23 protein-coding genes are annotated in these 23696 nt (G+C 74.6%); 10 read left to right on the top strand and 13 right to left on the bottom strand.

Annotation, left to right across the window (positions count from 1 at the left end; genetic code table 11):
- Window positions 1-190 precede the first annotated feature (190 nt).
- The 10 genes from ACGFIE_RS19340 to ACGFIE_RS19295 all read right to left on the bottom strand — a co-directional run bounded on the left by ACGFIE_RS19340 (window position 191) and on the right by ACGFIE_RS19295 (window position 10958).
- On the bottom strand, window positions 191-589 hold the full coding sequence (locus ACGFIE_RS19340; RefSeq protein WP_393296324.1) for a DUF3040 domain-containing protein: 399 nt from the start codon (window positions 587-589) through the stop codon (window positions 191-193).
- Between the two features lie 116 nt (window positions 590-705).
- Window positions 706-1965, bottom strand: a complete 1260-nt coding sequence (locus ACGFIE_RS19335) for a DNA polymerase IV (RefSeq protein ID WP_393296322.1) — start codon at window positions 1963-1965, stop codon at window positions 706-708.
- Window positions 1966-2074: 109 nt separating this feature from the next.
- A complete protein-coding gene (locus ACGFIE_RS19330) occupies window positions 2075-3244 on the bottom strand; it encodes an alkaline phosphatase family protein (RefSeq protein WP_393296320.1) in 1170 nt (389 codons plus the stop codon).
- Window positions 3241-4011, bottom strand: a complete 771-nt coding sequence (locus ACGFIE_RS19325) for a methyltransferase domain-containing protein (RefSeq protein WP_393296420.1) — start codon at window positions 4009-4011, stop codon at window positions 3241-3243. The genes ACGFIE_RS19330 and ACGFIE_RS19325 overlap by 4 nt, the downstream gene beginning before the upstream one ends.
- Window positions 4008-4187, bottom strand: a complete 180-nt coding sequence (locus tag ACGFIE_RS19320) for a hypothetical protein (RefSeq protein ID WP_393296319.1) — start codon at window positions 4185-4187, stop codon at window positions 4008-4010. Before ACGFIE_RS19320 ends, ACGFIE_RS19325 begins: the two co-directional genes overlap by 4 nt.
- 93 nt (window positions 4188-4280) lie before the next feature.
- Window positions 4281-7658, bottom strand: a complete 3378-nt coding sequence (locus tag ACGFIE_RS19315; RefSeq protein ID WP_393296317.1) for an error-prone DNA polymerase — start codon at window positions 7656-7658, stop codon at window positions 4281-4283.
- Complete coding sequence (locus ACGFIE_RS19310; RefSeq protein WP_393296315.1) at window positions 7655-7789, bottom strand: hypothetical protein; 135 nt, start codon at window positions 7787-7789, stop codon at window positions 7655-7657. The genes ACGFIE_RS19315 and ACGFIE_RS19310 overlap by 4 nt, the downstream gene beginning before the upstream one ends.
- Window positions 7782-9686, bottom strand: coding sequence for a DNA polymerase Y family protein (locus ACGFIE_RS19305; protein ID WP_393296313.1), 1905 nt, complete (start codon window positions 9684-9686; stop codon window positions 7782-7784). The genes ACGFIE_RS19310 and ACGFIE_RS19305 overlap by 8 nt, the downstream gene beginning before the upstream one ends.
- Window positions 9683-10408, bottom strand: a complete 726-nt coding sequence (locus ACGFIE_RS19300; RefSeq protein WP_363683034.1) for a hypothetical protein — start codon at window positions 10406-10408, stop codon at window positions 9683-9685. Before ACGFIE_RS19300 ends, ACGFIE_RS19305 begins: the two co-directional genes overlap by 4 nt.
- A 100-nt stretch (window positions 10409-10508) precedes the next feature.
- Window positions 10509-10958 (bottom strand): SAV_6107 family HEPN domain-containing protein, encoded by a 450-nt coding sequence (locus ACGFIE_RS19295; protein ID WP_007463070.1) that lies wholly within the window; start codon window positions 10956-10958, stop codon window positions 10509-10511.
- A gap of 454 nt (window positions 10959-11412) precedes the next feature.
- Here ACGFIE_RS19295 and ACGFIE_RS19290 point away from each other — a divergent pair, with 454 nt between their 5' ends.
- From ACGFIE_RS19290 to ACGFIE_RS19265, 6 genes are read left to right on the top strand one after another with little or no spacing between them, the layout of a single operon-like run.
- Window positions 11413-11901, top strand: coding sequence for a YbaK/EbsC family protein (locus ACGFIE_RS19290; RefSeq protein WP_393296311.1), 489 nt, complete (start codon window positions 11413-11415; stop codon window positions 11899-11901).
- Window positions 11898-12635, top strand: coding sequence for a monooxygenase (locus tag ACGFIE_RS19285; RefSeq protein WP_393296309.1), 738 nt, complete (start codon window positions 11898-11900; stop codon window positions 12633-12635). The genes ACGFIE_RS19290 and ACGFIE_RS19285 overlap by 4 nt, the downstream gene beginning before the upstream one ends.
- Window positions 12632-13183 (top strand): GNAT family N-acetyltransferase, encoded by a 552-nt coding sequence (locus ACGFIE_RS19280; protein ID WP_393296307.1) that lies wholly within the window; start codon window positions 12632-12634, stop codon window positions 13181-13183. The genes ACGFIE_RS19285 and ACGFIE_RS19280 overlap by 4 nt, the downstream gene beginning before the upstream one ends.
- Window positions 13180-14052 (top strand): carotenoid biosynthesis protein, encoded by an 873-nt coding sequence (locus ACGFIE_RS19275; protein WP_393296305.1) that lies wholly within the window; start codon window positions 13180-13182, stop codon window positions 14050-14052. The genes ACGFIE_RS19280 and ACGFIE_RS19275 overlap by 4 nt, the downstream gene beginning before the upstream one ends.
- Entirely contained in the window at window positions 14049-15176 is a 1128-nt protein-coding gene (locus ACGFIE_RS19270; protein ID WP_393296303.1) for a glycosyltransferase, read from the top strand. The genes ACGFIE_RS19275 and ACGFIE_RS19270 overlap by 4 nt, the downstream gene beginning before the upstream one ends.
- Window positions 15177-15186: 10 nt before the next feature.
- A complete protein-coding gene (locus tag ACGFIE_RS19265; protein ID WP_393296301.1) occupies window positions 15187-16674 on the top strand; it encodes a phytoene desaturase family protein in 1488 nt (495 codons plus the stop codon).
- Between the two features lie 14 nt (window positions 16675-16688).
- On the opposite strand, the gene ACGFIE_RS19260 is transcribed toward ACGFIE_RS19265, so the two are convergent.
- The gene (locus ACGFIE_RS19260; RefSeq protein ID WP_393296299.1) at window positions 16689-17402 is read right to left on the bottom strand and encodes a CDP-alcohol phosphatidyltransferase family protein; all 714 of its coding nucleotides are present in this window, start codon (window positions 17400-17402) and stop codon (window positions 16689-16691) included.
- A gap of 21 nt (window positions 17403-17423) precedes the next feature.
- A complete protein-coding gene (gene metF, locus ACGFIE_RS19255) occupies window positions 17424-18341 on the bottom strand; it encodes a methylenetetrahydrofolate reductase [NAD(P)H] (protein WP_393296297.1) in 918 nt (305 codons plus the stop codon).
- A gap of 216 nt (window positions 18342-18557) precedes the next feature.
- Here metF and ACGFIE_RS19250 point away from each other — a divergent pair, with 216 nt between their 5' ends.
- Both ACGFIE_RS19250 and ACGFIE_RS19245 read left to right on the top strand, forming a co-directional pair.
- Window positions 18558-18959 carry a helix-turn-helix domain-containing protein gene (locus tag ACGFIE_RS19250; protein ID WP_393296295.1) on the top strand — a complete coding sequence of 134 codons (402 nt, stop codon included), beginning with the start codon at window positions 18558-18560 and terminating at the stop codon, window positions 18957-18959.
- A 9-nt stretch (window positions 18960-18968) separates the two neighbouring features.
- Window positions 18969-20051 (top strand): polyprenyl synthetase family protein, encoded by a 1083-nt coding sequence (locus ACGFIE_RS19245; protein WP_393296293.1) that lies wholly within the window; start codon window positions 18969-18971, stop codon window positions 20049-20051.
- Between the two features lie 226 nt (window positions 20052-20277).
- On the opposite strand, the gene ACGFIE_RS19240 is transcribed toward ACGFIE_RS19245, so the two are convergent.
- On the bottom strand, window positions 20278-20667 hold the full coding sequence (locus ACGFIE_RS19240) for an Rv2175c family DNA-binding protein (RefSeq protein WP_363683056.1): 390 nt from the start codon (window positions 20665-20667) through the stop codon (window positions 20278-20280).
- Window positions 20668-20823: 156 nt separating this feature from the next.
- Here ACGFIE_RS19240 and pknB point away from each other — a divergent pair, with 156 nt between their 5' ends.
- Together pknB and ACGFIE_RS19230 are read left to right on the top strand one after the other, a co-directional pair.
- Entirely contained in the window at window positions 20824-22812 is a 1989-nt protein-coding gene (gene pknB, locus ACGFIE_RS19235; protein WP_393296291.1) for a Stk1 family PASTA domain-containing Ser/Thr kinase, read from the top strand.
- Window positions 22812-23678: a deoxyribonuclease IV gene (locus ACGFIE_RS19230; protein ID WP_393296289.1), complete on the top strand. Its 867-nt coding sequence runs from the start codon at window positions 22812-22814 to the stop codon at window positions 23676-23678. Before pknB ends, ACGFIE_RS19230 begins: the two co-directional genes overlap by 1 nt.
- Window positions 23679-23696 lie beyond the last annotated feature (18 nt).

The following is a 23696-nucleotide window of genomic DNA, read 5'->3' as shown; positions in this document are numbered from 1 at the left end:
CGCGGAGGGCAACGGGCGCGCGGAGGGCAACGGGCGCGCGGAGGGCAACGGGCGCGCGGAGGGCAACGGGCGCGCGGAGGGCAACGGGCGCGCGGAGGGCAACGGGCGCGCGGATACGACAGTGGTCGCCGGGGTGTTCCCGGCGACCCGCTCGTCGCGGTGTACGGCCCGCCTCAGCGGCGGGACGGGCTCAGCGGTGCCCCTCCGGGCGCTGCCGCCACCTGTCTTCCATCCGGTCCAGGATCGACCGGCGGCGACCGGACCGGCCGCCGCGGGAACGGCGACGACTCGTCGTGCCACCCACCACGTGCAGGTCGGGTGACTGCGCCCGCCGGTGCGACTGCACCGCGTACGCGGCCGACGCCAGCATGACGACGAAGCCCGCCACCGCCAGCGGTGGAGTCTTGATCACCGCGCCATAGACCAGTAGAGCCAAGCCAGCGATGATCACGCCGGCAGCGACGAGCAGGCGACGCCGCGCGTGGAAGCGCGGATCGCTGGCGCGCACGGCCGAGGCGAATTTGGGGTCCTCGGCAAGCGACCGCTCGATCTGCTCGAACAGCCGCTGCTCGTGCTCCGAGAGCGGCACGGCACTCCTCCCCGGTCACGTTGGTCGGGCCCACTCGGGCCGACAGACCGTGGCAGCCAACCGGCTGCTTACCCGCAAGTCTACGAGGGGGGTCGCGCGTCGGAAAGCGGGACGACCTACGGGTGGGGCGGATTTTCCTTTCGATGGGCGTCACGGTCGCCCATCAGACTGGCCGGACCTATGACGGACCGCCCGAATCGGGCAGCGGCGGCGTCCGCGGCAGCTTCCGCCTCCCGCCAACCGCGCTCCGGCGCGCCGAGGGTGAGTTGGCGGGGAGCGCCCTGCGCCGGGGCGAGCCCCTCCACCCGGACACCGACGAGCCGGATCCGCTCCCCCGGGTCGAGTGCGGTGTAGAGCGCCCAGACGGTGTCGAACATCTCGCGGGCCGTGTCGGTGGGCACGCCGAGGGTGCGTGAGCGGTTGACGGTGCGGAAGTCGGCCAGCCGTACCTTGAGAGTGACGGTGCGCCCGACCTGGCCGGAGCCGCGCAGCCGGACGCCGACCTTAGCGCTGAGCGCGAGCAGGGCGCGGCGGATCTCCACCGGGTCGGCCACGTCGACGTCGAAGGTGACCTCGGCGCCGATGGACTTGTCGATCTGCTCGGGGCTGACGCGCCGCGGGTCCCGGCCCCAGGCCAGCTCGTGCAGGTGCGCGGCGGACGCCGCACCCACCGCCCGGCGCAGCATGCCCACCGGCGCCTCGGCGAGGTCGCCGACGGTGGCCAGGCCGAGCCGGCGCAGCGCCTCGGCGGCGCGCTCCCCCACCCCCCACAGGGCGTCCACCGGAAGCGGGTGCAGGAAGTCGAGGACCTGGCCCGGAGGCACGACCAGCAGGCCGTCGGGTTTGGCCCGGGTGGAGCCCAGCTTGGCCACGAACTTGGTCGGCGCCACCCCGACCGAGCAGGTAAGCGCCTGCTCCTCGGCGACCCGACGCCGGATCAGCCGGGCGATGGTCGCCGGGGAGCCGAACAGTCTGCGGGCGCCTGTCACGTCAAGGAACGCCTCGTCGAGGGAGAGCGGCTCGACAAGCGGAGTGACGTCCCGGAAGATCTGCATGACCGCCCGGGACGCGGCCGTGTACGCGGCGAAGTCCGGAGGAAGGTAGACCGCGTGGGGGCAGCGGGCACGGGCCTGGCTGGTCGGCATCGCGCTGCGGACGCCGTACCGGCGGGCCTCGTAGCTGGCCGAGCTGACCACGCCGCGCGGCCCCACACCGCCGACGATGACCGGCTTGCCGCGCAGCTCGGGGCGGCGGCGCACCTCGACGGCGGCGAAGAAGGCATCCATGTCGACGTGCAGGATCGGGCTGGCGGAGTCGTCGGCGTCCGGCCCGAAGCGCGGATCGTCGCCCCGGGGCAACGACTGGCTGCGGCCCATCCCGGCAGGTTAACCCGGGGGTACGACAGCACCACCGACCGACCGGCCGGACCACGCGGCCTGCGCGCCGCACCGGCCCGGACCACGCGCGGCCCGGATCGTGCGTCGCTCAGCCTCGGACGACCAGCAGCGGCACTGTCAACTCGGCGGCGGTGTCCGCCCCGTGGTACGCCACCAGCTTCGACGCCATCGGCCGCTCGGTGCGGCTGGCCATGACGGCGTACGTGTCGTTGCAGGTCACCACCACGTCGCCGATCCGTTCCAGGTGCTCCTCGGGCACCGGCCCGAACCAGCCGGTGGCCACCGTCTCCGCCCGGGTACGCACCCGGGCCGCGTCGCCGAGCACCCCCGACCAGGCGGCCACCACGTCGTCGATCGCGCCCGGCTCGACGTGCAGGTAGCGCACCCGGGCCTCACCGGCGACCACGCGGACCCCGTCGCGCAGCCGTGGATCGGTGTCCAGGTCGAAGCGGTGCGCCAGAGGCACGTCGAGCTGGCCGTGGTCGGCGGTCACCAGCAGCGCCGCGTCCGGCGGCAGCCCGTCGACGAGCCGGGCGAGCAGGCCGTCCACCTCGGTGGCGGCGACCCGCCAGGGTGCCGAGTCGACGCCACTGAGGTGCCCGTGCCGGTCCAGGTCGGCGTGGTAGCCGGAGACCAGGGTCGGCCCCGGGCCGGCGGACAGCGCGGCGAGCATGGTGGCCGCCACCTCGTCGGCGCCGGCGGCGCCCCGGAAGTCGCCGCCCCGGTTGGCAGCAAGTGTCAACCCGCTGCCGCCGAACTCCGGCCGGCTCACCACGCTCACCGCCACCCCTGCCGCGCGGGCCCGTTGGAGCTGCGTGGGCACCGGCTGCCAGCGCAGCGGCGACGGGTCGGCGGCCCAGTCGGTGTGCGTGAGCACCCGGTCGGTGCCGGGCACCCGCACGGTGAAGCCGAGCACCCCGTGCGCGCCGGGCGCGACGCCGGTGCCCAGCGTCACCAGGCTGGTCGGGGTGGTGGACGGGAAGCCGGCGATGAGCGGCCGACCCACGGTCGCGGCCAGCCCGGCGAGCGTCGGCGCGTACGGCGCGGCGGTCGGCACCTGGTACCAGCCGAGCCCGTCGACAAGCAGGACGGCGATCCGGCGTACCCCGGCCAACGCGGGCACGAGCCCGAGCGGGTCGGTCGACCCGGGCACGCCCAGCACGGCGAGCGCGCTGGGCAGCACGTCGGCGAGCCGGTCCCCGCCGTCCGTCGGGCCGAGGACGGTAAGCGGCGGCGGCCCGGTCGGCGCGACGGTCATGCCGGCCGGCGGGCGAACAGGTGCAGCTGCGCGGCAAGATCCCGGTACGGCGATTGCGCCGCCAGCGCCAGCTCCAGCTCGACCAGGGCCGCGGACTGCCCGTCGGCGACCGCGGCCGGCAGCAGATCGGCCAGCACGCGTACCCCGTGGATCTCCTCGACCGCGAGCCCGGCGGCGGTGAGCAGCGCGGCGGCGCCGGGGGCGTCGTAGCGGCGGCGCAGCGTGTCGCGCGGCCCGGCGCTGCCGGCCGGGTCGGCGGCCAGCGCCGCCGCGACCTCCAGGTGGCCGTTCATGGCGCGGCCCAGCACGGCGGCGGCCCGCCCCGCGACCAGGACGCTCACCGCGCCACCGGGGCGCAGCGCGGTGGCGAGCGCGGCGACCACCGGCGTGGGGTCGTCGACGACCTCCAGGACGGCGTGGCAGAGCACCAGGTCGACACCGGCCGGCTCGACCAGCCCGGCCAGGGCGTCGCCGTCGCCCTGGACGGCCACGACCCGGTCGCCGACCCCGGCCTCGGCGGCCCGACGGGTTAGCGCCGCGAGGGCGTCCGGGCTCGCGTCGACGACTGTGACCCGGTGGCCGGCGCGGGCCAGCGGAACGGCGAAACCGCCGGTGCCGCCGCCCACGTCCAGCACCGTGAGCTCGGCGTCACCGCGCCGGTCCAGCTCGGCGCGCAGCACCGACCAGATCACTGCGGTACGGGGGGTCAGCGGCGGCACGGCGAACCGGCCTCGGGTCTGCTCCACCCGGTCGAGCCTAGTGGTCAGGACTCGGTGCCCTCGACCGCATCCTCGGCCCGGGATCGACGCTCGTTGGCCACCGGGCCGTTCGTCACTTCGTACTCGCGGGGGTCGGCGAGGTGTGACGGCATCCAGCCGGCGCCCAGCCGGGTCCGTCGGGCGTTGGCGATTCCACCACCGGTGTACGTGTGGTTACCCAGCACTGTCGTTCCCCCTTACGGATCACGGGCCGCTCTGCCCGTTCAGGACGAGTCTCCCGCTCGGAGGCGTCGAAAACCGTAATGTGGATCACTGTCTCAGCGGAAGTCGCGGGAGGCGGGACGGACCGGCGGGTCGATCGCGTCCAGTCGATCGGCGACCAGGTTGGTCACCCCCTCGTGCCGTTGCAGTCGCCCCCGGACCACAAGCGCGGCGCTGGTCCGGGCCACCCGCCGGTAGCGCTGCCACAGCCCCGGTGAGCAGGTGACGTTGAGCATCCCGGTCTCGTCCTCCAGGTTGAGGAAGGTGACCCCACCCGCGGTCGCCGGGCGTTGCCGGTGGGTGACGATGCCGCCGACCCGGATCCGTTGGCCGGGCTCCACCCGGCCGAGCCGGGCGATCGGCACCGCGCCGAGCACGTCGAGCTGACCCCTGATGAAGCGGGCCGGATGGCTCTCCGGCGACAACCCGGTGGCCCACACGTCGGCGACCAGCCGATCCACCGCCTCCATGCCGGGCAGCGTGGGCGCCGTCGCGCCGGTCACCGTGCCGGGCAGCCGGCCCGGTCGGTCCTGGGCCGCCGCGCCGGCCGCCCAGAGCGCCTCCCGTCGGGTCAGCCCGAAACAGGCGAAGGCGTCCCCGGTGGCCAGCGCCTCCAGCTGCGCCGCGGTGAGACCGACCCGCCGGGCCAGATCAGGCATGTCGCGGTACGCCCCGCCGGCCGCCCGCTCGGCCTCGATCCGCTCGGCCACGTCGGCGCCGAGGGTACGCACGCTGGACAGCCCCAGCCGTACGGCCGGGCCACCCAGCCCCCAGGCGTGCGGCGGCTCCCCCGGCCCGCTGCCCCACCGGGTGTCCGGGGTGGACTCCAGCACCGCCAGAGCGCCGCTGGCGTTGATGTCCGGGCGGCGGACCTCCACCCCGTGCCGGCGGGCGTCGTCGACAAGGGTCTGCGGTGAGTAGAAGCCCATCGGCTGGGCGTTGAGCAGCGCCGCCAGGAACGGCGCCGGGTGGTAGCGCTTGAGCCAGGAGCTGGCGTACACCAGGTAGGCGAAGCTCATCGCGTGGCTCTCCGGGAAGCCGTAGCTGGCGAACGCGGTGAGCTTGCGGTAGACGTCGTCGGCCAGCTCGCCGGTGATGCCCCGCTCGGCCATCCCGGCGTAGAGCCGGTCGGCGATGCGGGTCATCCGCTCGACCGAGCGTTTCGCGCCCATCGCCCGGCGCAGCTGGTCGGCCTCGGCCGCGTCGAAGCCGGCCAGATCGATGGCGAGCTGCATCAACTGCTCCTGGAACAGCGGCACACCCAGGGTCTTCTCCAGCGCGTTGCGCATCAGCGGGTGCGCGAAGGTCACCGGCTCCTGGCCGTTCTTGCGCCGGATGAACGGGTGCACCGAGCCGCCCTGGATCGGGCCGGGACGGATCAGCGCCACCTCGACCACCAGGTCGTAGAACTCGCGGGGCTTGAGCCGGGGCAGGGTGGCCATCTGGGCGCGACTCTCCACCTGGAACACGCCCACCGAGTCGGCCCGGCAGAGCATGTCGTAGACCTCCGGGTCGTCCAGCGTCATGTCACCCAGGTCGAGGCTCTCACCGATCATGTCGTAGCCGTAGTGCAGCGCGGAGAGCATGCCGAGCCCGAGCAGGTCGAACTTCACCAGGCCGACGGCGGCGCAGTCGTCCTTGTCCCACTGCAGGACACTGCGGCCGGGCATCCGCCCCCACTCCACCGGGCAGACCTCGATCACCGGTCGGTCGCAGATCACCATGCCGCCGGAGTGGATGCCCAGGTGCCGGGGGAACGTCTGCAACTCGTTCGCGTACTCCACCACCTGCTCCGGGATGCCCTCGACGTCGACCGTGGCGACGGACCCCCACCTGTCGATCTGCTTGCTCCAGGCGTCCTGCTGACCGGGCGAGAAGCCGAACGCCTTGGCCACGTCCCGTACCGCCGACCGGGGCCGGTAGGAGATGACGTTGGCGACCTGCGCGGCGTGTTCCCGGCCGTAGCGGGTGTAGACGTGCTGGATCACCTCCTCTCGGCGGTCGGACTCGATGTCCACGTCGATGTCCGGTGGGCCGTCCCGCTCCGGGGCGAGGAACCGCTCGAAGAGCAGCCGGTGTCGGACCGCGTCCACGTTGGTGATGCGCAGCGCGTAGCAGACCGCCGAGTTGGCCGCCGAGCCCCGACCCTGGCAGTAGATGTCCTGCTCACGGCAGAAGCTGACGATGTCGTAGACCACCAGGAAATAGCCGGGGAAGCCCAGCTCCTCGATCATGTTCAGCTCGTGGTCGAGCTGCGCGTACGCCGTCGGGTGCGCCTGCGGCGGCCCGTAGCGCTCCCGCGCCCCGTCGGCGGTCAGCTTGCGCAGCCAGCTCATCTCGGTGTGCCCCGGCGGCACCGGGTACGCCGGCAGTTGCGGCGCGACCAGTTGCAGGTCGAAGGCCAGCTCGGCACCGAACTCGGCGGCCCGGGCCACCGCACCCGGGTACGCGGCGAACCGGGCCGCCATCTCCGCGCCACTGCGCAGGTGGGCGGTGGCCGCCGCGGGCAGCCAGCCGTCGATCTCGTCGAGGCTGCGCCGGGCCCGCACCGCGGCGACGGTGGTGGCCAACCGACGCCGGCCAGGGGTGGCGTAGTGCACGTTGTTGCTGGCCACCGTCGGCAGTCCGGCCGCGGCGGCCAGCTCGGCGAGCGCGTCGTTGCGGTCGGCGTCGATCGGATGACCGTGGTCGGTCAGCTCCACCGCCACCGTCTCCGCGCCGAACAGCGCGGTCAGCCGGTCCAGTTCGCGAGCCGCCGCGTCCACCCCCTCGGTGAGCAGCGCCCCCGGCACGTGCCCCTTGCGGCAGCCGGTCAGCACAAGCACGTGGTCGCGCAGCTCGGCGGCGACCTCCTCCAGCTCCCCGTACACCGGGCGGCCCTTCTCCCCACCGCGTAGCTGGGCGCGGGCGATGGTGGTGGCCAGCCGGGCGTACCCCTCGTGGCCGTGCGCGAGCACCAGCAGGTGCGCGCCGTGCGGGTCGGGCTCGCCGTTCTGCGGGCCGGGCAGCCCGAGGGACAGCTCCGCGCCGAAGATGGTCGGCAGGCCCAGCGTGCGGGCGGCCTCGGCGAAGCGGACCACCCCGTAGAAGCCGTCGTGGTCGGTGACGGCGAGCGCGGTGAGCCCCAGCCGGGCCGCCTCCTCGGCCAGCTCCTCCGGGTGGCTGGCACCGTCGAGGAAGCTGAAGTTGGTGTGCGCGTGCAGCTCCGCGTAGGGCACCACGCCGTCGGGGCGGGCCAGCTCCGGCGGCTGGTACCGCTCGCGCCGGCGACTCCAGGCCGGAGAGTCCCCACCGTCGGCGTCCACGGCGAGCGGGTCCACCACGTGCAGGTGCCGCTCCTCGCGCGACCGCCCGCCGCCGGAGCCGCCGCTGGCCCGCCCGGAGAGCACCCGCTCCAGCTCCGACCAGGGCATCTTCGGGTTGTGGAAGCTCACCTGGCCGCCACCTCGCCCGGCCAGAGCTTGATCGACTCGACCTCCTGAAAATCGGGCGGTCCGCACAGGCGGGACACCGCGGTTTTCAGGATGTCGAGTCGATCACGGCCCGGGGACCTGTGCTCAGTCATAGATCGCCTCCACCAGCCACTGCCCGGCCTCGACGGCGAGCAGCAGAGCGGTGCCGTCGGCGAGGCCGACCTGGAACCGGGCCCGACGGCGGGCCTCGGCCGGGGCCCACCACCGCTCGTCCACCGGCCACGGGCCGGCCCAGCCCACGATCTCCGCCGGCCGACCGGCGCCGACCACCAACCGAGCCGGTGGGGCGCTCACCGCCAGCCGCGCGCTGATCACCACCGGCTCGCCGGAAGCGTCGTGCACGGTCGCGGCGAGCGGGCTGGGCAGCACCACGGCGGGCGCGGGCGGCGGCAACCGGCCCGGCCACGGCGGAACTGCGCCCCCACCGTGGTCAGCGAGCCGACCGGCACCGCCGGCACGGCCACCGCCGGCACGGCCACCGCCGGCACGGCTACTGCCCGCACGGTCACTGCCCGCACGGCCACCGCCGGCACGGTCACTGCCCGCACGGCCACTGCCCGCACGGTCACTGCCCGCACGGCCACCGCCGGCACGGTCACTGCCGCCGGCACGGCCACCGCCGGCACGGCCACCGCCGGCACGGTCACTGCCCGCACGGCCACCGCCGGCACGGTCACTGCCGCCGGCACGGTCACTGCCCGCACGGTCAGCCCGGTCACCGCCGGTGGCCGGATCGGCGCCGGCAACGGCCGGGGGGCCGGGCCGGGCGGGGAGACGTTCGTCGCCCCACGGCACCAGTCGTACCTGGTCGGCCGGGGAGCGGCCCCCGCCGAGCACAGCGGTGACCACCGCCTCCGGGCCGAGGATGCCCTGCACCCGACTCAACGCCCGATGCGCCCGCTCCCGCTCCTCACCCGTCTCCCCCCAGAGGCCGGTCTGCAGGCCGGCCTGGGCGAGCACCCCGTCCGGGATCAGCCGCAGCCGGATGATGCCGGCCGTCGGCCGGGCCGGTCGGGCACCGGCGCGACCGTTGCTGCCGGAGAGCCAGCCGTCGAGCTGCCAGCGCACCCGGTCGGCGATGGCGGCGGCGGTGAGCAGGCCGTCGTGCCGCCACACGCGGTGCAGCTCCTGGCCGTGCTCGGTGACCGCCTCGATGCCGAGCCGGGTACAGGCCAGCCCGTGCCCGGCGAGCCGGTCGTGCAACTGCTCGGCCAACGCGCGGGCGGCGAACGCCGCAGCGTCGACCCGGTCGATCGGCTCGTCGTACGTGGAGGTCACCGTCAGGTCGGTCGGCGGCTGCCGGACGGCGAGCGGGCGGTGGTCCCGGCCGGCGGCCAGCCGATGGGCCAGCGCACCGTCGAACCCGAATCGGGCCAACACGTCGCCGGCCGGGAGCGCGGCGAAGTCGCCGAGGGTCCGCACCCCCAGCCGGCGCAGCAGATCGGCAAGTGCGGACCGGCCGAGCGCCTCGACCGGCATCCCGGCCAGGAACGCCGGTGTTCCGCCCGGCGCCACCACCCGGCCGGCGCGGGCGGCCAACCCCGCGGCGAACACCCCGTCGGCGATGCCCACCTGGCTCTCCACCAGACAGGACTGGGCGACGTGCTCGATGAGCCGTTCGGCGGCCGCCTCCTCGCCGCCGAGGTAACGACTCGGGCCTCGGGCGGCAACCGCACAGGCGCCCGGACGGACCACCTCGACCCCGGCGACCAGTTCCTCCAGCGCGGCGACCACCGGCTCGAACGCTCGGGTGTCCCGGCCCGGGTCGTACTCGATGACGGTGAGCTGCGGACAACGGCCCTGCGCCTCCCGCTTGCGCAGTCCTCGGCGTACGCCCTCGGCGCGTGCCCGCTCGGAGCAGGCGACCACCCGGTTGGCGTGCAGCACGACGACAGCCTCGGTGGCCGGCACTCCGTCGACGATCTCGGCGGCGAGCACCGGCCAGTCCGGGCACCACAACAGCAGGGTCCGGATCGGCGCGCCGGTCACCCCGAGCCGACCAGGGCGAGCGGCACGGACGGACGGCTCACTGTCGACCGCACCGTCCGGGGAATGACCCGCGTGAGTTCGGCGCCGGGGAGCCAGACCTTGATCTCCTTGGGTCGGGCGGCTGCTCCGCGCCCCCGCGCCGAGACGGTGACCTCCCGGCGACGCAGCCGTCCCCGGCCCTGGCCGAGCCCTTCCCAGACGCCACGGACCACCTGCAACGTCACGTCCGCGCCGTCCCACCTGCCGTACGGAACGAGCACACTGCCGCGCTGCCGGGCCCGCGCGGCCAGCCGGGTGGCGACCGAGGCGGAGACCGCGGCGGGTACGGCGGTGACCACGACGTCCACCCCGTCGATCAGCGCGGCGACAACGGTGGCCCACTCGGGGCCGGGATTCGGCACCAGAGCCAGCCGGTCCAGTGCGATGCCCAGCTCGGCTGCCGCACCCGCGCCGAACGTCGGCACGCCGACCACGGCGCACCACGAACCGGCCCGGGACGCCTCGGCCAGCAGGGCCAGCACCAGCGAGGTGCCGCCACTGCGTCGGGGCTGACCGGCGGCGACCGCGATCGTGCTGCCCCGGCGCAGGCCCCGGTTGGGCAGCAGGCCGGTCAGCTCGGGCGCGACCGGCAGCACCCGGTGGCCGCCGACCGGATCGGGTGCGCTCGCCGGACGTACCAGATCGGCAAGTGCGGCGGAACCGACCACCATGCGGCCCGCCATGGGACCAACCCCCCGTCGTTGCTGTGGAACAGATCAGGACCGACGCACCGTGACGCCGCCCGCCCGGCTTCCCTTCCAGGCGGTCGGCGTCACGGTGGGCTCACGCGGCGAGGCCGTCCAGGGCCGGTTGGTGCGCCACGCCGAGCGCGGTCTCCACCACCGTGACGAACTGTTCGGCGGCGCGGAGCAGATCGTCGGCCTCCCGGGCGCTGACCACCCGAGGGATGCCTGCTTCGGCGGCGGCTCGTTTGCTGGCCCCGGCGGCGAAGAACCGGGACCACTCGTCGAGCTCGGGGGCGACGGCGCAGAGCAGGACCCAGACGCTGGTGATCCGGTTACGCCGGCTCGGGGCGGGTCGGGCCCGGGCGGCGAGCAGGGCGGCCGCCGCGCGCAGCGCCGCCAGGTGGGCGGCCGCGTAGCGCAGGCCGTCTGGCCGGGTCTGGCCGGCCTCGACCAGCCCACGGCGGGCCAGGGTGAGGAGCTGGGCAGGGGTGCGGTGCGGCAGCACGTGCGCCGGCACCGTCGGTGCCTGAGCCGGGTTGGTCGGCATGGACTGTCTCCTCCACGTGGCCGGGGCGTCGGCCGGGGCAGTGGTGCCGCCGACGAGACGCCGAGGTCGGGTGGTGCGGAGGAAGACGCACCGGGGGCGGCCGGCCGGGTGTGGATGCTTCCCCACACCACACCCGGCCGGCGTACCGGCGGGTTCGTCGCCCGCCGCCCGGGGGTCGTGGGCGGCGAGCGACGCTCCTGCCTGATGGGACCGGGCTCGCGACTGCCCGGAAACCCAGGTGCGGCCCGCGAAGCCACACCGCCCGGAGCTGGCGCCGCGAAACACCGCGCTCCGGCTGGTTGGAACGGGCGTTCGAGGCAATCGAACACTCGTTCTAACTGCTGCTGACAGTACACCTCCCCTCCGACGAAAATGCAACGTGTGACGCGCCGTGGCTCGCCGTCGATGGACACCGGTGTGAAACGACGCACGGCAGACCGGGAAGAATGCCCCCATGCAGCCACACCCGAACGTACGGGCGGTGCAGGACGCGCTCGACGGGGCCGGGGCGCGCGACGGCGCCGGCCAGCCCAGCACGGTCCGCCTGCTGCCCGACGCGGTGCACACCGCGGCAGCCGCCGCCGAGGCGCTCGGCGTCGAGGTCGGCCAGATCGCCAACTCGCTGATCTTCGACGCGGACGACGCGCCGCTGCTCGTGCTCACCTCCGGCGCGCACCGGGTCGACACCGCCGGCCTGGCCGCGTCCATCGGAGTCACCCGGCTGCGCCGGGCCACCCCGGAGTTCGTTCGGGAGCACACCGGGCAGCCGATCGGCGGAGTCGCCCCGCTCGGGCACCCCCAGCCGCTGCGCACCGTGGTGGACACGGCGCTGGCGGCGTACCCGCAGATCTGGGCCGCGGGCGGCGTACCGCGGGCGGTCTTCCCGACCACCTACGCCGAGCTGCTGCGCGTCACCGCCGGCACCCCGGCCGAGGTGGCGTGAACGCCGTACCGGAGCTGGTCACCCTGCACGTGTGGCGGACCTCCCGGGGCGCGCTGCCCCGGGCGCTGACCCGGATGGCGGTGGACCCGCGTCGGCTGCGGGCCCTGCCGGGCGTCCGGTTCGGCAAGCTGCTGGGCACGGGGACCGGCACCGGCTTCGGGCCGGGTGACGCCGACCTGACCCGGTGGGCGGCGCTTACCGTCTGGGACTCCCCCGCCGCGGCGGCCGGCTTCGACGACTCGCCGGTCGGACGCGCCTGGGCGCGGATCGCCCACGCCCAGGCCCGGGTCGACCTGCGGCCGCTGAGCAGCCGGGGCGAGTGGTCCGGTCAGCGGCCGTTCGGCGAGCCGCCGGGCGGCCGGGTCAGCGGCCCGGTGCTGGCGCTGACCCGGGCCCGGTTGCGAGCCCGCCGGGCGGCCACCTTCTGGCGGGCGATCCCGCCGGTGGCCGCCGCCCTGCGCGACGCGCCCGGATTGCTGGCCCGGTTCGGCGTCGGTGAGGCCCCGCTGGGTTGGCAGGGCACGGTGAGCGTGTGGCGTGACCCGACGGACCTGGTGGCGTTCGCGTACCGTCACCCGGAGCATCGGGCGGCGATCATGCGAACCCCCACCGCGGGCTGGTACGCCGAGGAGCTGTTCGCCCGGTTCGAGGTACGCGACGTGGTCGGCGACCGGACGGTCCTCGGGTGGGTCGCCGACGACGACCAGGCGACAGTGAAGGGTGGACGGGCATGAGGTTGGTGCGCTGGACGCCGGACGATCTCGTCCGACGGCTGGACGACGTGGTGGCCGTCTACGGCGAGGCGATGGGATACCGCACCGACCTGCTGGAGGCCCGGCGCGGTTACATCGCCACCCACGTCCGCCGGCCCGGGTTCCGGGCCGTGGCCAGCCTGACCAGCGAGGGTCACCTCGCCGGCTTCGGGTACGGCTATCTGGGCGGTCCGGGCCAGTGGTGGCACGACCAGGTGTACCGGGCGCTGGACGGCCCGACCCGCAAGCGTTGGCTCACCCACTGCTTCGAGGTGGTCGAGCTGCACGTCCGCCCGCCGGCGCAGGGGCACGGGCTGGGCGCCAGGCAGTTGCGGGCGCTGCTCACGATGGCCGAGGGCGACACCACGCTGCTGTCCACCCCGGAGGCCGAGGAGCAGACCTCGCGGGCCTGGCGGCTGTACCGGCGGTTCGGCTTCGTCGACGTGCTGCGCGACTTCCACTTCCCCGGTGACGAACGGCCCTTCGGCGTACTCGGTCGAGATCTGCCGCTTGAGCCGTCCGCGTCATGACCCGGCGGATCTCCTGGACGCTGCTGGCCGTCCTGGTGCTCGCCCAGATCTGCTACCCGCTGACCACCGGCGCCACCCGGGCCGGGCTGACCGTGGCCACCGTCGTGCTCGGCTGGCTGCTCTCGGTCGGTCACGCGCTGCTCAGTCGCGGGCCCCGGGTCGCGGCGGCGCTTGTCGCGGTGGCCACCGGCGGTGGGTTCGCGATCGAGGCGATCGGGGTGGCCACCGGTGTGCCGTTCGGCAGCTACGACTACTCGGGTGAGCTGGGACCCAAGCTGGCCGGTGTGCCGTTGATCATCCCGTTGGCGTGGACCTGGATGGCCTGGCCGGCGTGGTTGGCCGCGGTCCGCCTGACCGGCGGCAGCGGCACGCCGACCGGCAGCGGCACGCCGACCGGAAACGGCACGACGGTCGGCCGGTGGGTGGGCAGGATCGCGTTGGCCGCGGTGGGGTTGGCCGCCTGGGATCTCTTCCTCGACCCGCAGATGGTCGCCGAGGGCTACTGGGTCTGGCGGGACGCCGTCCCGGCGCTGCCCGGCCTGGCCGGCATCCCGGTCAGCAACTACCTGGGTTGGCTGCTCTTCGCGGTGCTGCTGATGAGCGCGCTGCGCCCGCTGGCCGGGCCGGCCGCCGAGCACACCGATCGGCGGGACCATCCGATGATCGCGCTGTACCTGTGGACGTACTTCTCCAGCATCCTGGCCCACGCGGTCTTCCTGGACCTGCCCGCGTCGGCGCTCTGGGGCGCGGCCGGCATGGCGGTCACCGCCGTGCCGTTGGCGGTGACCCTGCTGCGCGCCCGCCGGCCCCACCACGCGCGCCGGGACGACCACCAACCGCACCGTCCCGGCGTCGACGCGACCCGATGATCGTCCTGGTCGCCCTGCTGCTCGCCGTCGCCGCGCTGACCGGGCACACCTGGGTCAACGCCGCCGGATGGCTGCGCCGACCCACCGACCGGCCCGACGACGTCGACGAGCCGGTGGCCGTCCTGCTGCCGCTGCGCGACGAGGCCACCCGCGTCACGCCCTGCCTCCGCGCCCTGCTCGCCCAGCGTGGCGTGCCGGCGCTGCGCATCGTGATCCTCGATGACGGTTCCACCGACGGCACCGCCGACGTGGTCCGCGCGGTCGTCGGCGACGACCCGCGGGTCACCCTGCTCAGCGGGGTCGCCCCGCCGCCGGGCTGGCTGGGCAAGCCGCACGCCTGCTGGCAGTTGGCCACCCGGGCCGACCCGTCGGCCACCGCGCTGGTCTTCGTCGACGCCGACGTGGTGCTCGCTCCGCACGCCGTGGCCGCCGCCGTCACCGAGCTGCGCGCCGCCCGCGTGACGCTGCTCTCGCCGTACCCCCGGATCGTGGTGGCGACGGCCGCCGACCGGCTCGTACAGCCGCTGTTGCAGTGGTTGTGGTTGACCTTCCTGCCGCTGCGGGCGATGGAGCGCTCGCGGCGGCCGTCGCTGGCCGCGGCGGGCGGGCAGTTCCTGGTGGTGGACCGGGCCGGCTACACCGCCGCCGGCGGTCACGCCGCCGTCGCCGACAAGATCCTGGAGGACGTCGAGCTGGCCCGGGCGCTCAAGCGCGCCGGCGGGCGGATCGCCCTGGCCGACGGCTCCCGGCTGGCCACCTGCCGGATGTACGACGACTGGCCGCAACTGCGCGACGGGTACTCGAAGTCGCTCTGGGCGTCGTTCGGGCACCCCGGCGCGGCGGCCGCCGTGGTGACGCTGCTGCTCCTGCTCTACACCGCCCCGCCGCTGGTCGCGCTGGTCGGCCTCGTGGCCGGCTCGGCGCAGGTGGCCGTCGTGGGGCTGGCGGGCTACCTGCTCGGGGTGGCCGGACGGGTGCTCACGGCCCGCGCGACAGGCGGCCGGTGGTGGCCCGACGCGCTCGCACACCCCGTGTCGGTCGTGGTCCTCGGTTGGTTGACGCTGCGGTCGTACCATCTGCGAAAGCGACGCCGCCTGACCTGGCGGGGTCGCCCGGTCAGCTAGGAGGCGCGGCATGGCGCGGATCGTGGTCGTCGGCGCCGGGGTGGGTGGCCTCGCCACCGCCGCCCGGCTGGCCGCAACCGGGCACCAGGTGACCGTCTTCGAGGCCGCCGACACGGTCGGCGGCAAGCTCGGCAGGTACGCGCACGACACCCCGGCCGGGGCGTTCCACTTCGACACCGGGCCGAGCCTGCTCACCCTGCCGCAGGTCTTCCACGACCTGTTCGAGGCGACCGGGGCGAAGCTCGACGAGTACCTGGACCTGGCGCCGCTGGACCCGATCGTCCGGCACGTCTTTCCCGGTGGCGGCCCTTCCCTGGATTCGTGCGCCGACCCGGTGGAGTTCGCCACCCGGATCGGAGCTGCCCTCGGGGACCGGGCGGCGGCCGACTGGCAGCGACTGTGGCACCGCGCCGAACGGGTGTGGCAGGCCTCCGAACGGGACATCCTGCGCCGTACCGTCGACTCCCCCCGCGACCTCGCGTCGCTGGCCTGGCGCGTCGGTGACCTGGCCGCCATCGCCCCGGGCCGCACCCTGCGCGGCCTGGGCCGCCGGCACCTGTCCGACCCGCGGCTGCGGATGCTGTTGGACCGGTACGCCACCTACACCGGCGCCGACCCGCGCCGGGCGCCGGCGGCGCTTGTCGCGGTCCCCTACGCCGAGCTGACCTACGGCGGGTGGTACCTGCGTGGCGGGCTGGGCACGCTCGCCGACGCGCTGCTGACCCGCTGCCTGGACCTCGGCGTGGTCGTGCAGACCGGCACCGCGGTGACCCGGATCGACGCGGCGGGCGGGCGGGTGCACGGGGTACGCCTCGCCGGCGTCACCGCGCCGGTGCCCGCCGACGTGGTGGTGGCAAACGTCGACGCGCTCACCGTCTACCGCGACCTGCTGCCACACGCGCGCCGGCTGGCCACGTTGACCGACCGCAGCCTCGCCGGTTTCGTGCTGCTGCTCGGCGTCTCCGGCGACACCGGCCTGGCGCACCACAACGTCTTCTTCCCGCGCGACTACGACGCGGAGTTCGACGCGGTCTTCGGCGACCCGGGGCGGGGCGTACGGGCCCGGCCGGCGACCGACCCGACGGTGTTCGTCACCGTGGCCGACGACCCGATGGTCCGCCCGGCCGGGCACGAGGCGTGGTTCGTGCTTGTCAACGCCGCCCGGCAGGGCACCGCCGGTGGCGCGGTCGACTGGCGACGCCCGGGGCTGGCCGACGCGTACGCCGACCGGATCCTGGACGTCCTGGCCGAGCGCGGCGTCGACGTGCGGGACCGGTTGCTGTTCCGCGAGGTGCGGACCCCGGCCGACCTGGACGCGGCGACCGGTGCGCCGGGCGGCACGATCTACGGCACCGCCGGTGGGCTGCTCCGCCCGGCCAACCGGGGCCCGGCGCACGGGTTGTGGCTGGTGGGCGGCTCCAGCCACCCCGGCGGCGGCCTGCCCATGGTGACCCTCTCCGCGCAGATCGTCGCCGACGAGATCGGCCCCGCCTGGTAGGACGCCCGCTCAGCTCAGCCGGCGTCGAGCAGGGCGCGGCGGACGGTGGAGAGCAACTGCCCCAGCCCGAAGCCGGCCAGCAGCACCCACACCGCCGTCGCCATGGTGATGGTGCCGGCGGCCAGGTCCGGTTCGATCAGACCGGCCAGCCCGGCGACCACCAGGCCCGCCAGCGCGACCGAGACCCGGGTGGGTCGTTCGCCGACGGTCACCGCGCCGAGGTCGCGCATCCCGGCGGAGACCGCGCGGGCCCGGACGTACTCGTGCAGCCAGGACAGCGCGCCGCCCGCCACGACAAGCGCGCCCGGCGCGCCGACCAGCCAGAACGCCAGCAGCCACGCCACCTCGCCGAGCCGGTCGGCAAGCGAGTCGTAGACGTAGCCGAGCCGCGTGGTGCGGCCGGTGGCGACCGCCACCGCGCCGTCCACGCTGTCGGCCACCGCGGCGAGCAGCACGAACAGCGCGCCGAGGAACGGGCCGTCGCCGGGCCGGGTCGCCAGCAACGGTACGCAGAAACAGAGCAGCACCCCCACCACGGTGACCGGGGTGGGGCCGACCCGCAGCCGACCCAGCACATACCCGACGTGGTACGCGAACCGCAGCCAGGCGCGCACCACCGGCGCGGCGACCCGCGGGTCGAACCCGCCGTGCAACCGCGCCCACGCCGTGGCGTACTGGTCCCAGTTCAGCTGTGTGCCCACCTGAGGATCAACCGTAGTGCCGGGCATCAGGTGTCGCAGACTCCGGGTTCACACCCGCGCGCCGGCCTTGAGGTTCTGCCAGACCTCCCGGGTGGCGGTGGACCGGTTGAGGGTGATGAAGTGGATTCCCGGAACGCCCTCGTCCAGCAGTCGACGGCACATGTCGCTGGCCTGCTCGATGCCGAGCCGGCGCACCGCCTCCGGGTCGTCGGCCACCCGCTCGAAGCGCTCCGCCAGCGCCGGCGGGAAGGGCGCCCCGGACAGCTGCACGGACCGCTCGATGGTGCCGATCTGGGTCACCGGCATCACCCCGGCCAGGATGGGGGTGTCGCACCCGGCGGCGGCCACCCGGTCGCGCAGACGCAGGTAGTCGTCGGCCTCGAAGAACATCTGCGTGATCGCGAACTCGGCGCCGGCCCGGCACTTGCTGACGAACTGCGCGGTGTCGCTTGCCACGTCGGGCGAGCGGGGGTGCTTGTACGGGAAGGCCGCCACACCAACGCTGAAGTCGCCGGAGTCGCGCACCAGCCGGACCAGGTCCTCGGCGTAGTCGACGCCCTCGGGATGCCGGACCCACTCGCCGCCCGGGTTGCCCGGCGGGTCACCGCGTACGGCCAGCACGTTGCGCACCCCGACCCCGGCGAGGCGGCCGATCACGTGCCGCAGCTCGGCCACCGAGTGGTTGACAGCGGTCAGGTGCGCCATCGGCAGCAGGGTGGTGTCGGTGGCGATCCGCTCGGTCACCGCGACTGTGGTGTCCCTGGTCGAACCGCCCGCGCCGTAGGTGATCGACACGAACGACGGACGCAGCGACTCCAGCTCACGGATCGCCTGCCAGAGCAGCCGCTCCCCCGCCTCGGTCTTGGGCGGGAAGAACTCGAACGAGAAGGTCGGCTGGCGGTCACGGATGAGCTCCCCGATCGCCGGCTGCGGATTGGGGAGTACCGAGGGAAGACCGAGCGCCACGACCCGACTCTAGCGGGCGACGCCATCGACACCCAGACGCTTCCCACCGGCGGGGAAGACCGTCGTACCCCGGAGGTAGGAAGGAGGGGCGCGGGAGGGGCGGTGAGGGCCGGCCCGGGGGTCCGGCGCGGGGGTCATCGCAGCCGAGAGGTGCACCGGTCCCGTCCGCTCGGACGGGCGGGGTGTCACCGCGCCCACGCCCCGCCGGGAGGACCCATGACCTCGCCCCCACCACCGACCCGTACCCCGCTCGGGCCGCTCCTGGTCCGGCTGCGGCTGGCCCGGGGTTGGAGCCAGCGGCGCACCGCCGCCGAGTTGTGCGCCGCCGCGGGCGTGCCGACGTTGAGCCGCCACGAGGTGTCCCGGTGGGAACGGCAGCGACGCGTGCCCGGAGGGTTCTGGCTCGGTTGGCTCGCCGCCGTGCTGGACGTGCCGCTGGTGGTGCTGGCCGAGGAGGCCGCGCGCACCCGCCGAACCCGCCGGGCGGCAGCCGCCGGGCCGGGCCGGCGCGGGGTGGCGGGTGCACGGCCGGCCGGCCGGGCCGGTCCGGGTCACGCCGACGGGCGTCCCGGCGGGACTGCGCGTGGCGGTGGAGCACGATCCAGGGCGACCCGCTAGCGTCGTGGCGTGACCCACGCTGCTCCTGTGTCTCCCGTCGACCGTGCCGGCCTGCGGGAGCGGGTCGACAAGGCGCTCACCGAGTTCCTGGCCGCCCAGCGGGCCCGGTTGACCCGGGTGGACGAGGCCCTCGTCCCGGTGGCGGAGGCGATCGAAGCCTTCGTGCTCGGTGGCGGCAAGCGTCTGCGCCCGGCCTTCGCGTACTGGGGATTCCGGGGCGCCGGCGGGGTGGACGACGACCAGGTTCTGACCGCCCTCGCGGCGCTGGAGTTCGTGCAGGCCAGCGCCCTGATCCACGACGACCTGATGGATCGTTCCGACACCCGGCGCGGCGAGCCGGCGGTGCACCGGCGGTTCGCCACCCGACACCGGGCGGCCGGCTGGGGCGGCGACCCGGACGGGTTCGGCGACGCCGCCGCGATCCTCCTCGGCGACCTCTGCCTGGTGTGGTCCGACGAGCTGCTGCACTCCGCCGGCCTGGACCTGCGGGCGGTGGCCCGGGCCCGGCCGGTCTTCGACGAGATGCGCACCGAGGTCACCGTCGGGCAGTACCTCGACGTGCTGACCCAGGTCACCGGGGACACGTCTGTGGAACGGGCCAGCAAGGTCGCCCGGTACAAGTCGGCGAAGTACACAGTCGAACGTCCGCTGCTGCTCGGCGCCGCGCTTGCCGACGCCGGGGAGGACGTCCGGACGACCTATTCGGCGTACGGCTTGCCGCTGGGCGAGGCGTTCCAGCTCCGCGACGATGTGCTGGGGGTCTTCGGCGATCCGGCGCAGACCGGCAAGCCGGCCGGGGACGACCTGCGCGAGGGCAAGCGCACCTATCTGGTGGCGGCGGCCGTGGAGGCCACCGACGACGCGGGCCGGGAGCTGCTGCTCGGTCGCCTCGGCGACCCGAACCTGGACGAGCAGGGCGTAGGCCAGCTCCGCGAGCTGATCGACGCGAGTGGGGCACTGGCCCGCACCGAGCAGCGCATCGTCACGCTCACCGACTCCGCGCTGGCCGCGTTGACGGCCGTCGACCTGGACACCGAGGCCCGCCAGGCCCTGGTAGACCTGGCCATAGCCGCAACCCGCCGAGCCGACTAACCCGGCGCCACCTCCCCCCTTCCCCCCGCCCCCCGCCCCGCCCCCGCCCGCGCCCGCGCCCCGCCCCCGCCCCGCCCCCGCCCCCGCCCCCGCCCGCGTTGATCATGAAGTTATTGCCGCTCGCCTCGGCGTGTCGTGGCAATAACTTCATGATCAACGCGGGGAACGGGCCGGGGAGGCAGGGGAACGGGCCGGGGAGGGTGGGGAGGGGCCGGGGAGGGTGGGGTTAGAAGCCCAGGGCTTGGGCTCGGCGTTTGACCTCGCGGGCCTGGTCGCCGGAGAGGGCGGCGGCGGGGGTGTTGCCGGGGAGCGTGTCGTCCGGCTCGTAGAGCCAGCGCAGCGCCGCCTCGTCGTCGTAGCCGTTGTCGGCGAGCAGGTTGAGCACGCCGGGCAGGTGCTTGAGAACGACATCGTTGGCCACCAGCTCCGCGGGAATCCGGCGGATGCCGTCGCGGCGGACCGCCAACAGCTCCCGGTCGCGGATCATCTGGTGCACCTTGCTGATCGACACATCGAGTCGCTCGGCGACGTCGGGCAGGGCGAGCCAGCCCGCCGGGTCGGTGGGGCCGGCGAGCTCGGGGCCGGGTACGGCCTGGTCGGGTACGGATTCGGTCACCCGATCACCCTGCCACGCCGTCGCCGGCGAGGACCACCGGCACCCCGCACGAGCGGTCCGAGCCCACAGGCGATCACAACGGGACGGACCAGGTACGGCTCCTGGCTGTAGCATCCTGTTCAACTCCCACCGACTGGACACATAGACTCCCTGCCGATGGACACACAGGTCGCCGACACGTTGCTGGGCTCGCTGATCGACGGGCGCTACCGCATTCGCGGTCGCGTGGCCCGTGGCGGCATGGCGACCGTGTACACCGCCACCGACGAACGCCTCGAGCGCACCGTCGCGGTCAAGATCATTCACCCGACCCAGGCGCCCGAGGCGCGGGCTCGGATCGCCAACTTCGTGGCCCGGTTCACCGACGAGGCGAAGACCATCGCCCGGCTGACCCACCCGAACGTGGTCGCGGTCTACGACCAGGGCACCCACGCCGGCCTGCCGTACCTGGTGATGGAGTACGTCCGCGGCCGCACACTGCGCGACGTGCTGGCCGAGCGACACCGGCTCAACCCGGACGAGGTGCTGGCCATCGCCGAGCAGATGCTCGCCGCGATCGCCGCCGCGCACCGGGCCGGCCTGGTGCACCGCGACGTCAAACCGGAGAACGTCCTGGTCGCCGAGGCGCCCACCGGCGGCGTCGCCAACCTGGTGGACAGCGTCGTCAAGGTGGCCGACTTCGGGTTGGCCCGGGCGGTCGAGGCGAGCGCCGACGACGAGCAGGGCAACCAACTGATGGCCACCGTGGCATACGTCGCCCCGGAGCTGGTCACCGAGGGTCGGGCCGACCCGCGCACCGACGTCTACTCGGCAGGCATCGTGCTGTTCGAGATGCTCACCGGTCGAGTGCCGTACGACGGGGACCGTCCGGTGGACGTGGCCTGGCAGCACGTCGACCGGGACGTGCCGGCGCCCTCGACGCTGGTGCCCGGCCTGCCGCCGGCGCTCGACGGCCTGGTGCAGCGGGCCACCCGGCGTGATCCCGCCGCCCGGCCCGCCGACGCCGGAGCGCTGCTGGCCGAGGTCCAGGTCGCCCGGGATCGCCTGGGTGACGTCAACAGCACCAGCACCGCCGTACTGCGTCGGGTGACGGACGAGCCGCCGGTCTCCCAGCCGACGATGATGGTCGCCACGGTCCGCCCGGCCGAACGGCCGACCTGGGCCCGGCTGCCCGAGGGCGGCAGCCAGGGGCCGGGCCGGCGACGGGCCGCACCGGAGCCGGACGAGGGCCTGGGTGCCCGGCTTGCCGCGCTGCGCAGCGCCGTGATGGGCAACCCGCGCGGCCGGTTGGCCGTCGCCGCCGTGGTGGTGACGCTGGGCCTGGTGGCGGCGCTGGGCGGCTGGTGGTTCGGTGTCGGCCGCTACACGTCCGCCCCGCAGCTGGTCAGCCTGAGCAAGACCGACGCGCAGGCCCAGGCCGACCGCGCCGGCCTGACCCTGGCGTACGGGGAGCCGCGCTACGACGAGAAGGCTCCGAAGGACAGCGTCCTCGGTCAGGACCCGGCATCGGCCAGCAAGATCGTCAAGGGGGGCACGATCACCCTGACCCTCTCGCTGGGTCCGGAGCGCTTCCCGGTGCCGGATGTGATCGGCAAGGAGTACGAGCTGGCCGAGGCCGATCTGGTCAACGCCAAGCTGGTGGTGGCCAAGGGCGCTTCCCGCTACGACGACACCCTGCCGGCCGGCGTCGTCCTGGACAGCTCCCCGAAGGTGGGCGCCGAGGTCAAGCCGGGCACGAAGATCACGCTCATCCTGAGCCGCGGCCGGGCGCCGGTGTCGGTGCCGAACCTGGTCGGCAAGAGCCTCGCCGAGGCCCGGGCCACCCTGAGCGGGCTCGACCTGAAGCCGGTGGAGACCTACAAGGACTCCGACAAGCCCAAGGACGAGATCCTCGGCCAGAGCCCGGCCGACGGGACGGGCGTGGAGAAGGGCGCCCAGGTCAAGTTGGACGTCAGCAAGGGTCCGCCGCTGGTCGTGGTGCCCAGGGTCATCGACCTGCCCTGTCAGCAGGCCAAGCAGGTGCTGGAGAGCCAGGGCTTCCCGGTGACGGTCGCGCTCAACCCGAACGCGGTGGCCCGGATCCAGGCTCCCGGCGAGAATTCGCAGGTGCCGCCGGGCACCCCGGTCGTCATCACGTGCTTCTGATGACCGCGGTCTCCTCGCGTCCGGTGGGCGCGCACACTACGACCTCCGGCGGGCTGGCCCGGGCGGCCCTGCCGTACCTCGACGCGATCGGCGCCGAGGCCGTCCAGGTGTACGTCTCCAACTCGCGAGGCTGGGCGCTGCCTCCGGGCGACCCGGCGCAGGACGCGCTGTTCCGTGAGGGCTGCGTCGAGCGGGGCATCCCGGCGTTCATCCACGCCTCGCTGCTGGTCAACCTGGGCTCGCCCACGGCCGCCACGGTCGAGAAGTCGGCGCAGACGCTCGCGCACGCGTTGCGCCGGGGCGTGGCGATCGGCGCGCGGGCGGTGGTGTTCCACGCCGGCAGCTCGGTCGACGAGGGGCACGCCGAGGCGGCGATGCGGCAGGTCCGCCGGGAGCTGCTGCCCCTGCTCGACTGGACCGCCGAGGCCGGTGGGCCGATGCTGCTGGTCGAGCCGAGCGCCGGCGGCGGCCGCTCGCTCGCCTCCCGCGTGGAGCAGCTCGGGCCCTACCTCGACGCGGTGGACCGGCACCCGATGCTGGGAGTCTGCTTCGACACCTGCCACGCCTGGGCCGCCGGGCACGACCTGGCCGCCGAGGGCGGCATGACGGCGACCCTGGACACACTGGTGGCCACCGTGGGGTCCGACCGGTTGCGGCTGGTGCACGCCAACGACTCGAAGGATCTGTGCGGCTCCACCCGGGACCGGCACGAGAACATCGGCAAGGGCAGCATCGGCGAGCCGGCCTTCGCGGAGCTGATGACCCACCCGGCCACCGCCGGCGTCCCGATCGTGGTGGAAACCCCCAGCGAAAAGCACGAGGGTCACGCGGCCGACATCGCAACCCTCACCCGCCTGCGCCCCTGACCGGCCCACTGCTCGTCG

Origin of the sequence: Micromonospora sp. NPDC049275, assembly GCF_043197115.1 — a bacterium.
In the GTDB taxonomy this organism is placed as follows: Bacteria; Actinomycetota; Actinomycetes; order Mycobacteriales; family Micromonosporaceae; genus Micromonospora.
Note: the sequence above shows the minus strand (reverse complement) of the source record. Positions and strands in the feature narration are given on the sequence as shown.

Excerpts from the sequence above, each read along its gene's own strand:
- ACGFIE_RS19335 (WP_393296322.1), bottom strand. The coding sequence starts at position 1,965 with ATGGGCCGCAGCCAGTCGTTGCCCCGGGGCGACGATCCGCGCTTCGGG.
- ACGFIE_RS19330 (WP_393296320.1), bottom strand. The coding sequence starts at position 3,244 with ATGACCGTCGCGCCGACCGGGCCGCCGCCGCTTACCGTCCTCGGCCCG.
- ACGFIE_RS19310 (WP_393296315.1), bottom strand. The coding sequence starts at position 7,789 with ATGACTGAGCACAGGTCCCCGGGCCGTGATCGACTCGACATCCTGAAA.
- ACGFIE_RS19300 (WP_363683034.1), bottom strand. The coding sequence starts at position 10,408 with ATGGCGGGCCGCATGGTGGTCGGTTCCGCCGCACTTGCCGATCTGGTA.
- ACGFIE_RS19295 (WP_007463070.1), bottom strand. The coding sequence starts at position 10,958 with ATGCCGACCAACCCGGCTCAGGCACCGACGGTGCCGGCGCACGTGCTG.
- ACGFIE_RS19290 (WP_393296311.1), top strand. The coding sequence starts at position 11,413 with ATGCAGCCACACCCGAACGTACGGGCGGTGCAGGACGCGCTCGACGGG.
- ACGFIE_RS19280 (WP_393296307.1), top strand. The coding sequence starts at position 12,632 with ATGAGGTTGGTGCGCTGGACGCCGGACGATCTCGTCCGACGGCTGGAC.
- ACGFIE_RS19275 (WP_393296305.1), top strand. The coding sequence starts at position 13,180 with ATGACCCGGCGGATCTCCTGGACGCTGCTGGCCGTCCTGGTGCTCGCC.
- ACGFIE_RS19270 (WP_393296303.1), top strand. The coding sequence starts at position 14,049 with ATGATCGTCCTGGTCGCCCTGCTGCTCGCCGTCGCCGCGCTGACCGGG.
- ACGFIE_RS19265 (WP_393296301.1), top strand. The coding sequence starts at position 15,187 with ATGGCGCGGATCGTGGTCGTCGGCGCCGGGGTGGGTGGCCTCGCCACC.
- ACGFIE_RS19260 (WP_393296299.1), bottom strand. The coding sequence starts at position 17,402 with ATGCCCGGCACTACGGTTGATCCTCAGGTGGGCACACAGCTGAACTGG.
- ACGFIE_RS19250 (WP_393296295.1), top strand. The coding sequence starts at position 18,558 with ATGACCTCGCCCCCACCACCGACCCGTACCCCGCTCGGGCCGCTCCTG.
- pknB (WP_393296291.1), top strand. The coding sequence starts at position 20,824 with ATGGACACACAGGTCGCCGACACGTTGCTGGGCTCGCTGATCGACGGG.
- ACGFIE_RS19230 (WP_393296289.1), top strand. The coding sequence starts at position 22,812 with ATGACCGCGGTCTCCTCGCGTCCGGTGGGCGCGCACACTACGACCTCC.